Genomic DNA, 13243 nt, shown 5'->3' with positions numbered 1-13243 from the left:
GCGTGTTGCCGGCGCACCCTCTTTGACCGCATTCATGTTCCATATCGTTCTGGTTTCCCCCGAGATTCCGCCCAATACGGGCAATGTCATTCGCCTGGCCGCCAACACCGGCGCCCGCCTGCATCTGGTGCGGCCGCTGGGCTTTGAACTGGAGGACAAGAAGCTCAAAAGGGCAGGGCTGGATTACCACGAGTGGGCGGCCATGCAGGTGCACGACAGCCTTGACGCCGCCCTGTCCGCCACAGGCAGCGACCCGGCGCGCCGCTACGCCCTGACCACCAAAGGCAGCCGCCTGATCGGCGAGTTCGCTTTCCAATCGGGCGATGTATTCGTGTTCGGCCGCGAAACGGCCGGACTCTCTGCCGAGGAGCTAGCCCGCTTCCCCGCTGAGCAACGCCTGCGCCTGCCCATGATGCCGCAGCAACGCAGCCTGAATCTGTCCAATGCCGTGGCGGTCACGGTGTTCGAGGCCTGGCGGCAGGCGTCGTATGCAGGAGGCGTGTAAAACGGCTTCCAACATGGAACCGAGTCCCGATCCCTAAGGCGCTGGCTGTATCGGGATGCTTTGGATTGTCGGTTCTCATGACGTTGTCCGGGGCGGGTGGCGGTGGCCGGCTACGGCGTGCTTGCTTCCGCGTCTTCCTCGTCCGGCCGGGCGTCGGCCGAACTCCCTCGCTGCGCTCGGTCAGACAGCGGCCGGGCGTCGGCCGAACTCCCTCGCTGCGCTCGGTCAGACAGCGGCCGACGACATCCCCCGGCCTCCTTCGGAAGCACGCGGCGCACGCCTAACCGCCGGCCACCGCCACCCGCCCCGGACAACTGCGAAATCGCAATGGGCTCTGCTCCGCTATAAGCGGAAGGCGACATCCAGTGTGGCCACGCATTGCAAGGCGTCCATGACCATGATCAGACAACAACATCCAAGGCCGTCATGCGCGCCAAGCCGTCCATGACAGCATGGCACGTATAAAAAAATAAGGCGCATCCCAAAGTGCGCGATCCTAAAAAGGCGTATGCGGTGGGGGCTGTGAAGGCGCCTCGCGCACGCCGTTTGAGCCAGGCAAATCGGGGATGCAAGGCTGCGATTGTTCGAACCCGACGGGTGTCGGGCCACTGGCCCGACCGGGTGAGTTTCGCAGCCGCCACGATTTGCCTGGCTCAAACGGGAAACCCTGGCAAAGCCAGGGTCGTAGCGCGCGAAGCCGGAACAGCCCCCACCGCATACGCCTTTCTTAAGAACCCAAAATGAAGCGTTAAAAAGCCAAAAAACGCACATAGCCCTCAGCACAAAAGAGAGCCAAAAAGCACATCAACACAAGCCGCGCCCCATAAAAAAAGGCGTCCCGCCGGACGCCCTTGGCATAGAAAATAGAGAAAATTCGCCCTTAATCCAGCGAAAGCCCCAGCCGGTTGATCACCTCATCCCAACGCTTCTTCTCATTCACCACCAGCTCGGTCAACCCCTCCGGCGTCGACGCGGCAGGCGTGAAATACAGCGCCGCCATCTTCTCTTTTACATCCTCCCGCTCCAGAATCTTGCCGATCGACGCATTCAGCCGCGTCACAATCTCATCCGGCGTCCCCGCCGGCACAAATATCGCATCCCACGAAATCGACTCAAACCCCGGGTAGCCCTGAGAAGCCATCGTCGGGATGCCCGGCAGGACATCGCTCGCTTCCAGACTGGTGATCGCCAACGCCCTGGCCTTGCCTGCCTTGACCTGCGACATGGCAATGCCCGGCACCATAAAGCCCGCCTGAATATCGCCCCCCAGAATCGAGGTAATGATTTGCGGGAAGCCGGTGTAGGGAATCTGCTGCAGGCTGATGCCGGCCTGATGCTCAAGCATGGCCATGCCCAGGTGGGAAGAGCTGCCCGGGCCCACCGTGCCGTAATTCAGCTCGCCGGGCTTGGCTTTGGCCAAGGCCACGAACGCCTGCACATCTTTTGCCTCAAAGTCCTGCGGCACCACCAGCACATTGGGGCTGGTGCCCACCAGCGTAATCGGGGCCAAGTCCTTCAGCGGGTCGTAGCCCAGCGTTTTCTTGTACAGGGTAGGCGCGGTGACCATGGGCCCGTTGATGGTCAGCAGGATCGTGTAGCCGTCTGGCTTGGCCTTGCTGGCAAAGCGCGTGCCGATATTGCCGCCGGCGCCCGGCTTGTTGTCGATCACCACCGCCTGCCCCAGGTCTTTGGCCAGGGGCTCGGCAATGGCGCGCGCCAGAATGTCGGGCGACGAACCAGCCGGGAAAGGCACGACCATCTGGATGGGACGCTCGGGCCAAGCCGCTTGCGCCGCGGAGGAGAGCGCGAGCAGGGTGGCGCCGGCCAGCGCCAGGGCCGAAGCCTGCAACCGCCGCCGTGTGATAGAAAACCCAGTCATGAAAGATTCCTTGAGCAGAAAACAGAAAATATCAGAGCGCAGCCGAAGGCGACTCGGGCCTGGCTTCGCGCGAGAGCAGGCCGGATACCGCCCGCTCGGGCGCCAGGCCCTCGAACAAGACCTTGCACACGGCTTCGGTAATGGGCAGGGCGACCTGATGCTGCCGGCCCAGGGCCAGCGCGGCCCGGGCGCAGCGCACCCCTTCGGCTGTCATGCCGCCGGCCAGGATGTCATCCAGCGTCTTCCCTTGGGCAATGGCAATACCCACCTGCCGGTTGCGCGACAGATCGCCGGTTGCGGTCAGCACCAGATCGCCGAGCCCGGTCAGCCCGGAAAAGGTGGCCGCCTGCCCGCCCAATGCCAGGCCCAATCTTTGCATTTCGGCCAATCCGCGGGTGATCAGCGCGGCCCGGGCATTGGTGCCCAGCTTGAGGCCGTCGGAAATGCCGCAGGCGATGGCCATGACGTTTTTCAGGGCGCCGCCGACCTCGACGCCCACGATATCGGTGCTGCTGTAGATGCGCGCGTTGCTGCCGTGCATGGCATCGATGACGGCCTGGGCGGTCCAGTCGTGGTGGGTGGCGATGGTGAGGGCCACAGGCAGGCCTTGCGCGACCTCGCGCGCAAACGATGGCCCCGAGAGCACCCCCAGGCCAATCCCGGGCAGGCCGGAAAACGCTTGCTGGGCAATCTGTTGGGGCAGTTGGCCGGTGTCGGGCTGGAAACCCTTGCAGGTCCAGACCACACTGAGCCGGCCTTGCGGCCCTGAGGCGGCCAGCGCCTTGGCCAGCCGGGCGCATAGGCTGGCCAGGCCGACGACCGGCACGCCAAGAATGATCAGGCCCTGGCTGTCCGGCCCTTGGCAGGCATGATCGACCGCCTGTTGAAAGTCGGCGGTGGCGCGCAGGGCCGGGGGCAGGGCGATATCAGGCAGATAGCGGCGGTTCGTGTGCGTCTGCCCGATGGCGTCGGCCAGCTCGGGGTCGCGCGCCCACAGCAGCGTATCGGCTTGCGCGCTGGCCAGCACGGCCAGCGCGGTGCCCCAACTGCCGGCGCCCAGTACAGAGACGCGCAGACGCTGCGGGCCGCTCATGCCGGGGCGCCTTTATTGGCGCGTGGCGCCGGGAGGCAGGATCAGGCCGGAATCATCCTTGCCGCCTTCCTGTTGCTGTGCCAGCTCGGCCACGCGTTGCTCGTACAGGCTCTGGAAGTTGACTTCCGCCAGATGCAGCGCGGGCAGCGATGTGCGGTTGATGGCATCGGCCACATTGGCGCGCAGATAGGGGTACAGCATGGTCGGGCACACAATGCCGATCAAGGGGTCAAGCTGTTCGGCGGGAATGTTGGCCGCTTCGAAGATGCCGGCCTGGGTGGCTTCGATCAGGTACAGGACCTTGTCCTGGATGCGGGTGGTGACCGTGGCGGTCACCGTAGCTTCGTAGACGGTTTCGGCCAGGCGCTGGCCCCCTACGTTGATGGAGACTTCGACGGTTGGGCCTTCCTGCTCAAGAAAGATTTGAGGCGCATTGGGCATTTCCAGCGACAAGTCTTTGACGTAGGTGCGCTGCAGACTGAAGCTGGGGTCCTGGCTGCCTTGTGCGTCCTGGTTGTTTGATTTCTGATCAGCCATGTGATTTCCAAAAAAGATATAAGGGGTGGGTGGAAGCGTTTCAGGCTTCGGCGTTGAGCAAAGGCATCAGGCCATCGGCGCGATCCAGTGCGGCCAGATCGTCATAGCCGCCGACGTGGGTCTGGCCTATGTAGATCTGCGGCACCGTGCGCCGGCCGGTACGCTCCATCATGATGGCACGCTGGCCGGGGTCCTGGTCTATGCGGATTTTCTGGATGTCGGCCACGCCGCGCTGCTTGAGCAGCATTTCGGCGCGGACGCAGTACGGACACACGGCGGTGCAGTACATGGTTACGGTAGCCATGGGTTTCCTTGCTGAAAGATCAGTGTTTCCTGGACAGCGGCATGCCGCCTTGCACCCAGCTGTTCAGGCCGCCGTCCAGGCAGACTGCCTGATCATAGCCCTGCTTGCGCAGATTGCCTGCAACGCGCGCCGAGTCGCGGCCGCGGTCGCATACGACGATAATCGGCTTGTCTTTGGGTAAAGATCCCAGTTTAGCCTGAAGATCGGCGGCCGGCAGATTGCGCGCCTGGGGTATGCTGCCGGTTTTGAACGATTCGCTGCTGCGGATGTCCAGGAACAGTCCCTGCTGCTGGTTGGCCAGTTGCACGGCTTGCTGCACGCTGACCGTCTTGGCGCCCCCCTTCAGCAGGTTGGGCAGCATCAGCATGACGCCGGACGCAATGGCGACGAATATGAAAATGAGGTTGTTCTGGTCTGAAAAAAAGTCCACGTTGTATCCTGAAAGTGCCTTTGGAAAAAAGACAGAATTCGTGGATTATAAAATGGACAGAGAATTTCAACTTTTGGGTGATTTTTATCATGCATAAACTTGTTCTGATGCGCCACGGCGAAAGCCAGTGGAATCTTGAAAACCGCTTTACGGGCTGGACGGACGTCGACCTGACCGATACCGGGCGCCAGCAGGCCCGTCAGGCCGGCGAACTGCTCAAGGAAAAGGGCTTCGAGTTCGACCTGGCTTATTCCTCGGTGCTCAAGCGCGCCATCCGCACGCTCTGGATCGCGCTGGACGCCATGGACGCCATGCATACCCCCACCGGGCTCAGCTGGCGCTTGAACGAGCGCCACTATGGCGCCTTGCAGGGGCTGAACAAAGCCGAGACGGCCCAGAAGTTCGGCGACGAGCAGGTCCTGATCTGGCGGCGCGCCTATGCGATCGCGCCTGATCCGCTCGACCTGGACGACCCGCGCCACCCCCGTTTCGACCGCCGCTACGCCAAGATCGCGGCCGACAAGCTTCCCGCCACGGAATGCCTGAAAGACACCGTCGAGCGCGTGCTGCCGTTCTGGAACGAGTCCATCGCGCCGGCCATGCGCGCGGGCCGGCGGGTGCTGGTCTCGGCGCACGGCAATAGCCTTCGGGCCCTGATTAAGCATCTGGATGGCATCTCCGACGACGATATCGTGCATCTGAACATACCCACGGGTCAGCCGCTGGTGTACGAGCTCGATGACGATCTGCGTCCCATTCGTCATTACTATCTTGGCGATCCGGCCGAGATCGAAGCGGCGATGGCGGCGGTGGCCAATCAGGGCAAGGCAAGGAAATAAGCATGCGTCGTGCGTTCGGCTGTATTGCGCTGGCTCTATGGGCGGGGCTGGCCTGCGCCGCCGAACCGGCACTGACGCAAAAGCAGGCGGACGCCCGGCGGCAGCAGGCTGAATTGCGCGCGCGCATCGAGACCTTGCAGGCGGAGATCGACCGCCGCGAGTCGGCGCGGCGCGATGCCGCCCACCAGCTCAAGGCATCCGAATCCGCCATTTCGGCCAGCAACCGCCGTCTGGCCGAGCTGGCCGAGCGGCAAAAGCAGGCAGAGCTCGAGTTGCGGGACATCGAGGCGCGGACCGGCAAGCAGAAGGAGCAACTGGGCTTGCGCCAGTCCGAGCTGGGCGAGCAGCTGCGCGCCCAATACGCCGGCGGCCTCTCGCCCTGGACGGCGCTCCTGTCAGGCGACAACCCCCAGGAGATCGGGCGCGACCTGAGCTATCTGGGGTACATCACGCAGGCCCAGGCCGATGCGGTGCGCGCCGTTCGCCAGGCGCTTGAGACCCTGGCCGCGCTGCAGGCCCAGTCAGAGGCGCGCCAGAAGGAACTGGCCCAATTGGCGCAGGACACCGCGGAAGAGAAAAAATCGCTGGAAGCGCAAAAGGCGGATCGGCAGCAGGTGCTGAGCCGCATCGAGTCCGACCTGAAGGAGCAGCGCAGCCAGGCCACGCGCCTGAAGCGGAACGATGAGCATCTGGGTGAGCTGATCACAGGCCTTGAAGCGGCCATTGCCAAGCAGCGCGAAGAGGCGCGGATCGCCGAGGAAAAACGCCGAGCGGAAGCCGCCCGGCGGGCCGAAGAGGCGCGTCAGGCTGCCCTGGCCGCGCAGGCGGCGCAGGAAAAAGCCCGGCGCGAGCGCGACCAGCAGGCCGCCGAGCGGGCTCGCCTGCAGGTAGAGCGGGCCCGGGAACAGGCCCGCGCCCAGGAAGAGGCCGCCGCCCAGGCAGCCCGCCAGCCGGCCCGCAGCGAGCCCGCTGGCGGCTTCAGCGGCTTGAGCAAGGGGGCGCCCTACCCGGTGCGCAGCAATGACGTCCTGGGGCGTTTTGGCGCGGAACGGCCTGACGGCGGCCTGTGGCGCGGCATTGTGTTGCGCGCGCCCGAGGGCAGCGCCATCAAGGCCATTGCCCCCGGCCGTGTGGTGTACGCCAATTGGCTGGCCGGATTCGGCAACATCATGATCATCGACCACGGCGCCAAATACCTGAGCGTGTATGCGTACAATCAGAGTTTGCTCAAGCGCGTCGGCGATATCGTGATCGCGGGCGACACTATCGCAACGGTCGGCGCAACGGGCGGTCAGGTCGAGTCGGGTCTATACTTTGAAATCAGGCATCAGGGTGTTCCCGTGAATCCCCTGCTATGGTTAAGGCAGTAATTTCGTTACTATATTTAGTAGCGGTGCGCGGCCCCCGCCGGCTGGTCCAGACCGGCCCGGCCATAGCGGGGCGGCGCATTGACTTTACATACTACTTCGGGAATGTGCATGAGCACTCGCAGGTTAGGCAGTTTTGGTTTGGTGGTTGTCGGCGCGCTGGGCGGCGTCCTGATCAGCCTGGGCATCACGGCGGCGGCGCAGCGGGGCGATCCCCTGCCGCTCAAGGATCTGCAACAGTTTGCCAACGTGTTCGCGGCGATCAAAAGCAGCTACGTAGAGCCCGTCACCGATCAAAAACTCGTCAACGACGCCATCAAGGGCCTGTTCAGCGACCTTGATCCGCATTCCGCCTATCTGGATGCCGAAGCGTTCAAGGAAATGGAAGCCATTACGCAAGGCGGCTTCGGCGGGCTGGGGATCGAAATCGGCAGCGAAGACGGCATGCCCAAAGTGATTTCGCCCATCGAAGACACGCCCGCGGCGCGGGCCGGCATTCTGGCGGGCGACCTGATCACGCATATCGACGGCAAGCCCACCAAGGGCATGACGCTCAACGAGGCCATCAAGCTGATGCGCGGCGAGCCCAAAACCGCGATTGTGCTGACCATCAAGCGCCAGGACAACGAAAAGCCCATTGTGGTGAATATTGTGCGCGACCTGATCAAGGTCCGCAGCGTACGCAGCAAAATGCTGGACAACAATGTGGCCTATGTCCGGATTGCCCAGTTCCAGGAACGCACGGTGGAAGACCTGGGCCGGCAGCTTCGATCGCTGGGGGGCGAACGCGGGCCCAAGGCGCTGATCCTGGATTTACGCAACGATCCGGGCGGCCTGCTCGATGGCGCCATAGGCGTGTCGTCGGCCTTCCTCAAGCCCGACGTGCTGGTGGTGTCCACCAAGGGGCGCATCCCCTCGTCCAACCGCGAATATTTCTCCAAGCCGGCCGACTACATGCGCGGCTACTTCAATGGCGATGACACGCAAGATGCCTCCAAGGTCGCTGCGTGGGCCAAGTCGGTGCCCATGGTGGTGCTGGTCAATGTGGGTTCCGCCTCGGCCTCGGAAATCGTGGCCGGCGCCCTGCAGGACCACGGGCGCGCCAAGATCATCGGCAACCGGACCTTTGGCAAGGGCTCGGTGCAAAGCGTATTGCCGCTGAGCGAAGATACCGGCATCAAGCTGACGACAGCGCGTTATTACACGCCCAAAGGCCGCTCCATCCAGGTGACGGGGGTCGAACCCGATATCCTGGTGGACGATACCTCGCAGGGCAATCTGTTCCGCCTGCCGCGCGAGGTGGATCTGCAGCGCCACCTGATCAATGGCAATTTCGCCGAGGATGAACAGGGCAAGCCGGACGAGGACGACACCAAGGTCGAACCCAAGATGTTCGAGTTCGGCGGCGATGACGACTATCAACTGAAGCAGGCCATCAACTTCCTGGAAGGGCGCCCCGTCAAGAAAAGCGATCCCAGCCAGGTGGCCAAGGCCGATGCGTCCTCGGACAAGGGTGGCAAGACGCCTGCAGCAGAAAAAAAAAGTCCAGTGAATCCCACTGAGCCAAGCGTCGAGCGTTTCCGGATTACCCCCGACGGAGTGGTTCCGGCGCCGCAATGAACGATGAACAGTTGCTGCGCTATGCCCGGCACATACTGCTGGACGAATTCGGCATAGAGGGGCAGGAACGCCTGCAGGCCGCGCGGGTGCTGATTGTCGGGGCCGGGGGGCTGGGCTCGCCCGCAGCCTGCTACCTGGCCGCTTCAGGCGTCGGGCATCTGGTGCTGGCCGACGACGATGAAGTGGAGCTGAGCAATCTGCAGCGCCAGATCCTGCATACCACCGGCCGCGTGGGCTGGCCCAAGGCCGAATCAGGCAAGCGGATGCTCCAGGCCTTGAACCCGGATATTCACATACAGGCCCTGGTCAGCCGGCTGGATGGCCCGGCGCTGGACGAGCAGGTCAGCCTGGCTGATGTGGTGCTGGACTGTTGCGATAACTTTGCCACGCGCCATGCCGTCAACCGGTCCTGCGTGAAGTACCGCAAGCCCTTGGTGTCGGGGGCGGCCATACGGTTTGCCGGCCAGATCAGTGTGTTTGATCTGCGCCGCGGCGACGCGCCCTGCTACCACTGTCTTTTTCCCGAAGCCGACGACGTCGAAGAGCTGCGCTGCGCCACCACGGGCGTCCTGGCGCCGCTGGTGGGCATTGTGGGCAGCACCCAGGCTGCCGAGGCGATCAAGGTCTTGACGGGGATGGGCGAGACGCTGACGGGACGCATGCTGTGCCTGGACGCTTTGTCCATGCAGTGGCAGACCCTGCGTTTCAAGCGCGATCCGGCCTGCCTAGTATGCGCAGGCCGTGACGCCCCGCCAGCAGACGGCCCACCGAATTGACCCGCAGGTCGACATAATGGCCGCGGCCGCTGTGCATGCCTGAAAAAGGCGTGCCCGGGTGGAATACGTGCACGGTGCGCATGCCGACCTGGCGGGCGCTTTTCAGGTTGCGCAAGGTATCTTCGACCAGTATCACCTGGCGGGCCGGCACCCCCAGGCGGGCCAATACCTGCCGCATCAGTGCGACGGACGGCTTGGGCCGCATCCGGCCCTGGGCGGTCATGTGATCAATGGCCCATAGATGCTCAAAATGATGCAGGATGCCCAGGGTTTTAAGCACCTCGCGCGCATAGGCCAGCGGTGCGTTGGTCAGCAGGATCTTGCGCCCTTTCAGTTGCCTGAGCTTGCGGTCCAGGCCGTTTTCCGAGTGCACCAGTTGCGCAATCGGGAAATCATGGCTCAGGGCCAGAAAATCATGGGCATTCGCGCCGTGGTGGCGCACCATGCCGATGACGGTTGCGCCGTAGCGTTGCCAATAGGATTTGCGCAGCGCATTGGCCGTATCGGGGTCAAGCTGCAGGGTCGATGCGACAGCGTGGGCCATGGCCCCATCGATTGCCTTGAAGATGCCCTTGGAGCAGTCGTGCAGCGTATTGTCCAGGTCGAACAGCCACACGGTTTGCCTTGCCTGGGCGCGGCTGGCGGGCCGCCGCGGATAGCGCGGCGCCAAGGCACTGCGCGATCGCATTCAGTGCGAGCTGATCATGGTGCCCACGCCCTGGTCCGTCAGGATTTCGAGCAGCAGGCAGTGCGGTACGCGGCCATCGACGACGTGGACAGAGGTGACGCCATTGCGCGCGGCATCGAGCGCCGATGAAATCTTGGGCAGCATGCCGCCTGAAATCGTGCCGTCTTCGAACAGTTCGTCGATGGTCTGTGCGGACAGGCTGCGCAGCAGTTCGCCGTTCTTGTCCAGCACGCCGGGGGTGTTGGTCATCATGACCAGTTTTTCAGCGCCCAGGACTTCGGCCATCTTTCCGGCCACCACATCGGCGTTGATGTTGTAGGCGCGGCCATCTTCGCCATAGCCTATGGACGAGATGACGGGAATGAATTGGTCGTCTTGCAGAGCCTTCACGACAGCGGGTTCGATGCGCGTGATGTCGCCCACATAACCGATATCGAGCCACTGGCCCGGATTTTCCTTGTCGGCCAGCAGCTTCTTGCGGGTCTGGATCAGGCAGCCGTCCTTGCCTGTCAGGCCCACGGCCTTGCCGCCGGCTTCGTTGATCATCATGACGATGTCTTGCTGTACCTGCCCGCCCAGCACCCACTCCACCACTTCCATGGTTTCCGCGTCGGTAATGCGCATGCCCTGGACAAAAGCGCCTTCTTTGCCGATGCGCTTCAGGGCCGCGTTGATCTGGGGCCCGCCGCCGTGCACCACGACGGGGTTCAGCCCGACCAGCTTGAGCAGCACGACATCGTGGGCGAAGCTGCGTTGCAGCTGTTCTTCGGTCATGGCGTTGCCGCCGTACTTGATGACGACGGTCTTGCCGTGAAAGCGGCGGATGTAGGGCAAGGCTTCCGCCAGGACGTCGGCTTTCACGGTGGAGGAGTAGCTGGTGGGCAGGTCGGTGGAAGAGGTCATGTTAACTGGCCAATGCCTTGTTGACGGTGCTTAGGAAGTCTGCCTTGTCGTAGTTGCCAAGGTAGCGCTTGATAATATGGCCTTGCTTGTCGATCAGGAAGGCGGTGGGGGTCAGTTGCACATCGCCGAACGCCTTGGCGATTTCGCCCTGGGCGTCGATGGCGACCGTAAAGGGCAACTGGCGCGTTTCAGCGTAGTTCTTGACGTAGTTGGCCGGGTCGTACTGCATGGCGACGGCAATGGTATCGAAACCCCTGGGCGACAGCTCGTTGTAGTACTTGATGGTGTCCGGCATTTGTGCAATGCAGGTCACGCAACTGGTGGCCCAGAACTTGACCAGCACCACCTTGCCGCGCAAGTCTTGCGTGGTGATTTTCTCGCCGGTCAGTGAGGTGAAGGTGACGTCGGGCGCTGTTTTGGCCGATCCCGCAAATTGCCAGATGCCGACCCCTGCCAGGGCCAGCACGGCAACGATGCCGATAAGAACTTTTTTCATTGCACAGGCAGGGCTTCTACGCCGTTGGAAGATTCAGTCGTGCTGGCTGCGCCCGGCGATGCGGCATCGTCGATGGGGGCCGGCGAGGCCGGGACGGCAATGCTTTCGGGCGAGACAATCTGGAACAATTTTACTACTTTGTTGACCCCGCTTACGCCGGCGGCGGCCTTGGCGGCCCGTTGGCCTTCGGCATCGGTGACTTTCCCCAGCATGTAGACAATGCCGCGCTCGGTGGTGACCGAGATGGTGCGGCTGGGTACTTCTTTGGTGTTGATCAGCGCGGTACGCACCTTGGAGCTGAGCCAGGTGTCGTTGGTGCGCACGCTGACCGGGGTCAGGTCGCCGACCCGGATCTGGTTGACGACTTTCTGTACTTTTTCAACCCCTTGGGCCGCTTCGCCGGCTTTCTGCTTGTCCTGCTCGGTGGGGACGTCGCCCGTCAGCAGCAGCAACCCGGCGTACGAGGTGGTATTGACCCGGCCTTTGTCTTCGAACAGCTTGCGCATTTCGGCCGCGGCCTTCATTTCGATGGCTTGGTCTTCGACCTGTTCGCCGGCTGTGCGGCGGTCAGTGGCAACCGCCGCCGTGGTGGCCGCCGCGCCGCCCACCACCAGGGCGCCGCAGCCCGAAAGAGCGGTCAGGCCCGCCAGGGCCACGCCGGCCAGTAATAGCCGCTGGGTATTTCGCTGTGTAGACATTAAAGGGTATCTCCGAGTAATAGGGCATCGATGCCGTCGCACAGGGCATGCAGCAGGACGATGTGCACTTCCTGGATACGCATGGTCCGATCATGCGGAACGCATAAATGGATGTCGGTTTCATTCAGCAAGCCGGTAATCTGGCCGCCGCCCTTGCCGGTCAGGGCGATGACAGACATTTCGCGGTCGTGCGCCGCCTCGATAGACCGGATAACGTTGGGAGAGTTCCCGCTGGTGGAAATGGCCACCAGGACGTCCCCGGGCTGCCCCAGTGCGTTGACTTGCCGTTCGAAGAGGGCGTCGAAGCCGTAATCGTTGCCGACCGCCGTGAGGATGGAGGTATCGGTATTCAGGGCCACGCCGGCCAGCGGCAGGCGGTCGCGCTCGAAGCGGCCCACCAGTTCGGCAATGAAGTGCTGGGCGTCGGCGGCCGAACCGCCGTTGCCGCAGGCCAGGATTTTGCCGTTGTTGGCGAGCGCGCCGAACAGCAGGTCCACGGCCGTCGACAAAGGCTGGGCCAGCTCGCGGGAACTGGCCTTGAAGGCGTCTATCGCATCATCGAAGTGCGATGTCATGTGGGATGTCATGTCCATGATGTGCATTATCTCATGTCGAATGCGTTCTGTATCCATGTCAGGCCGCCGGGCTCGATGCTGACCACATCAAAACGGCAGGCGGGCGGCCTGCCGCCGAAAAATCGCCTGGCCAGCTGCGGCAGCAGATAGTGCGCCGTCCTGATCAGGCGCTGTTGCTTCTGGCGGTTTACACTGGCGGCGGCGCCGCCGTATTGGCGTGTATGCCGATGGCGGACCTCGATAAAGGCCAGTATGCCGCCGTCATTGGCCACCAGGTCGATTTCGCCTGTTGTGCTGCGCAGGTTCCGGCCCAGCACGATCAGGCCGCGCGCTTGCAGGTACTGGCAGGCGCGGTCCTCGGCGCGGTATCCGGTTTTCTGGCTGGGCGACAGCGCTATGGGGCCGGCAAGGCGGCGCGGCGTGCCGCTGCGCGTTTTGCGGCGCCGCGCCCGGGCCGCTTTTTGCTGGGCGGCATGGGCCAGTTCGTACAGCAAGGCGTCATCCTTCATGGTTCACCCCATGTCTTAATAAGG

General features: G+C 63.3%; 16 protein-coding genes. 5 read left to right on the top strand and 11 right to left on the bottom strand.

Going from position 1 to position 13243, the window contains the following annotated elements:
* The first annotated feature begins 34 nt into the window (after window positions 1-34).
* Window positions 35-505: a tRNA (cytidine(34)-2'-O)-methyltransferase gene (locus RE432_RS02510; protein ID WP_310931643.1), complete on the top strand. Its 471-nt coding sequence runs from the start codon at window positions 35-37 to the stop codon at window positions 503-505.
* 880 nt (window positions 506-1385) lie between these two features.
* On the opposite strand, the gene RE432_RS02505 is transcribed toward RE432_RS02510, so the two are convergent.
* From RE432_RS02505 to RE432_RS02485, 5 genes are read right to left on the bottom strand one after another with little or no spacing between them, the layout of a single operon-like run.
* Complete coding sequence (locus tag RE432_RS02505; protein ID WP_310931642.1) at window positions 1386-2384, bottom strand: tripartite tricarboxylate transporter substrate binding protein; 999 nt, start codon at window positions 2382-2384, stop codon at window positions 1386-1388.
* A gap of 31 nt (window positions 2385-2415) precedes the next feature.
* Window positions 2416-3477: an NAD(P)H-dependent glycerol-3-phosphate dehydrogenase gene (locus RE432_RS02500; protein ID WP_310931641.1), complete on the bottom strand. Its 1062-nt coding sequence runs from the start codon at window positions 3475-3477 to the stop codon at window positions 2416-2418.
* A 12-nt stretch (window positions 3478-3489) separates the two neighbouring features.
* Complete coding sequence (gene secB / locus RE432_RS02495) at window positions 3490-4014, bottom strand: protein-export chaperone SecB (protein WP_310931640.1); 525 nt, start codon at window positions 4012-4014, stop codon at window positions 3490-3492.
* 40 nt (window positions 4015-4054) lie between these two features.
* Complete coding sequence (grxC, locus tag RE432_RS02490; protein WP_310931639.1) at window positions 4055-4318, bottom strand: glutaredoxin 3; 264 nt, start codon at window positions 4316-4318, stop codon at window positions 4055-4057.
* A gap of 19 nt (window positions 4319-4337) precedes the next feature.
* Entirely contained in the window at window positions 4338-4748 is a 411-nt protein-coding gene (locus RE432_RS02485) for a rhodanese-like domain-containing protein (protein WP_310931638.1), read from the bottom strand.
* A gap of 89 nt (window positions 4749-4837) precedes the next feature.
* On the opposite strand from RE432_RS02485, the gene gpmA reads away from it, so the two are divergent.
* From gpmA to RE432_RS02465, 4 genes are all read left to right on the top strand, one after another.
* On the top strand, window positions 4838-5587 hold the full coding sequence (gene gpmA, locus RE432_RS02480; RefSeq protein ID WP_310931637.1) for a 2,3-diphosphoglycerate-dependent phosphoglycerate mutase: 750 nt from the start codon (window positions 4838-4840) through the stop codon (window positions 5585-5587).
* Between the two features lie 2 nt (window positions 5588-5589).
* Window positions 5590-6957 carry a peptidoglycan DD-metalloendopeptidase family protein gene (locus RE432_RS02475; protein WP_310931636.1) on the top strand — a complete coding sequence of 456 codons (1368 nt, stop codon included), beginning with the start codon at window positions 5590-5592 and terminating at the stop codon, window positions 6955-6957.
* A 108-nt stretch (window positions 6958-7065) separates the two neighbouring features.
* Window positions 7066-8574, top strand: a complete 1509-nt coding sequence (locus tag RE432_RS02470; protein ID WP_310931635.1) for a S41 family peptidase — start codon at window positions 7066-7068, stop codon at window positions 8572-8574.
* Window positions 8571-9350, top strand: coding sequence for a molybdopterin-synthase adenylyltransferase MoeB (locus tag RE432_RS02465; protein WP_310931634.1), 780 nt, complete (start codon window positions 8571-8573; stop codon window positions 9348-9350). The genes RE432_RS02470 and RE432_RS02465 overlap by 4 nt, the downstream gene beginning before the upstream one ends.
* Here the strand turns inward: RE432_RS02465 and RE432_RS02460 are convergent.
* The 6 genes from RE432_RS02460 to RE432_RS02435 are packed head-to-tail and all read right to left on the bottom strand — an operon-like array spanning window position 9280 to window position 13219.
* Window positions 9280-10038 (bottom strand): pyrimidine 5'-nucleotidase, encoded by a 759-nt coding sequence (locus RE432_RS02460; RefSeq protein ID WP_310931633.1) that lies wholly within the window; start codon window positions 10036-10038, stop codon window positions 9280-9282. The two genes, RE432_RS02465 and RE432_RS02460, sit on opposite strands and share 71 nt — an antisense overlap.
* Window positions 10039-10941 (bottom strand): acetylglutamate kinase, encoded by a 903-nt coding sequence (argB, locus tag RE432_RS02455; protein ID WP_310931632.1) that lies wholly within the window; start codon window positions 10939-10941, stop codon window positions 10039-10041.
* 1 nt (window position 10942) lies between these two features.
* A complete protein-coding gene (locus RE432_RS02450; RefSeq protein ID WP_310931631.1) occupies window positions 10943-11437 on the bottom strand; it encodes a TlpA disulfide reductase family protein in 495 nt (164 codons plus the stop codon).
* Entirely contained in the window at window positions 11434-12135 is a 702-nt protein-coding gene (locus tag RE432_RS02445; protein ID WP_310931630.1) for a BON domain-containing protein, read from the bottom strand. The genes RE432_RS02450 and RE432_RS02445 overlap by 4 nt, the downstream gene beginning before the upstream one ends.
* On the bottom strand, window positions 12135-12728 hold the full coding sequence (locus tag RE432_RS02440; protein WP_310931629.1) for a phosphoheptose isomerase: 594 nt from the start codon (window positions 12726-12728) through the stop codon (window positions 12135-12137). The genes RE432_RS02445 and RE432_RS02440 overlap by 1 nt, the downstream gene beginning before the upstream one ends.
* 8 nt (window positions 12729-12736) lie before the next feature.
* Window positions 12737-13219, bottom strand: coding sequence for a YraN family protein (locus RE432_RS02435; protein WP_310931628.1), 483 nt, complete (start codon window positions 13217-13219; stop codon window positions 12737-12739).
* Window positions 13220-13243: the final 24 nt, after the last annotated feature.

It is taken from the genome of Pusillimonas sp. SM2304 (assembly GCF_031628915.1).
GTDB lineage: Bacteria > Pseudomonadota > Gammaproteobacteria > Burkholderiales > Burkholderiaceae_B > Pusillimonas_C.
Note: the sequence above shows the minus strand (reverse complement) of the source record. Positions and strands in the feature narration are given on the sequence as shown.

Excerpts from the sequence above, each read along its gene's own strand:
- RE432_RS02510 (WP_310931643.1), top strand. The coding sequence starts at position 35 with ATGTTCCATATCGTTCTGGTTTCCCCCGAGATTCCGCCCAATACGGGC.
- RE432_RS02465 (WP_310931634.1), top strand. The coding sequence starts at position 8,571 with ATGAACGATGAACAGTTGCTGCGCTATGCCCGGCACATACTGCTGGAC.
- RE432_RS02445 (WP_310931630.1), bottom strand. The coding sequence starts at position 12,135 with ATGTCTACACAGCGAAATACCCAGCGGCTATTACTGGCCGGCGTGGCC.
- RE432_RS02500 (WP_310931641.1), bottom strand. The coding sequence starts at position 3,477 with ATGAGCGGCCCGCAGCGTCTGCGCGTCTCTGTACTGGGCGCCGGCAGT.
- argB (WP_310931632.1), bottom strand. The coding sequence starts at position 10,941 with ATGACCTCTTCCACCGACCTGCCCACCAGCTACTCCTCCACCGTGAAA.
- RE432_RS02440 (WP_310931629.1), bottom strand. The coding sequence starts at position 12,728 with ATGGACATGACATCCCACATGACATCGCACTTCGATGATGCGATAGAC.
- RE432_RS02505 (WP_310931642.1), bottom strand. The coding sequence starts at position 2,384 with ATGACTGGGTTTTCTATCACACGGCGGCGGTTGCAGGCTTCGGCCCTG.
- secB (WP_310931640.1), bottom strand. The coding sequence starts at position 4,014 with ATGGCTGATCAGAAATCAAACAACCAGGACGCACAAGGCAGCCAGGAC.
- RE432_RS02460 (WP_310931633.1), bottom strand. The coding sequence starts at position 10,038 with ATGCGATCGCGCAGTGCCTTGGCGCCGCGCTATCCGCGGCGGCCCGCC.
- RE432_RS02450 (WP_310931631.1), bottom strand. The coding sequence starts at position 11,437 with ATGAAAAAAGTTCTTATCGGCATCGTTGCCGTGCTGGCCCTGGCAGGG.
- RE432_RS02435 (WP_310931628.1), bottom strand. The coding sequence starts at position 13,219 with ATGAAGGATGACGCCTTGCTGTACGAACTGGCCCATGCCGCCCAGCAA.
- gpmA (WP_310931637.1), top strand. The coding sequence starts at position 4,838 with ATGCATAAACTTGTTCTGATGCGCCACGGCGAAAGCCAGTGGAATCTT.
- RE432_RS02475 (WP_310931636.1), top strand. The coding sequence starts at position 5,590 with ATGCGTCGTGCGTTCGGCTGTATTGCGCTGGCTCTATGGGCGGGGCTG.
- RE432_RS02470 (WP_310931635.1), top strand. The coding sequence starts at position 7,066 with ATGAGCACTCGCAGGTTAGGCAGTTTTGGTTTGGTGGTTGTCGGCGCG.
- grxC (WP_310931639.1), bottom strand. The coding sequence starts at position 4,318 with ATGGCTACCGTAACCATGTACTGCACCGCCGTGTGTCCGTACTGCGTC.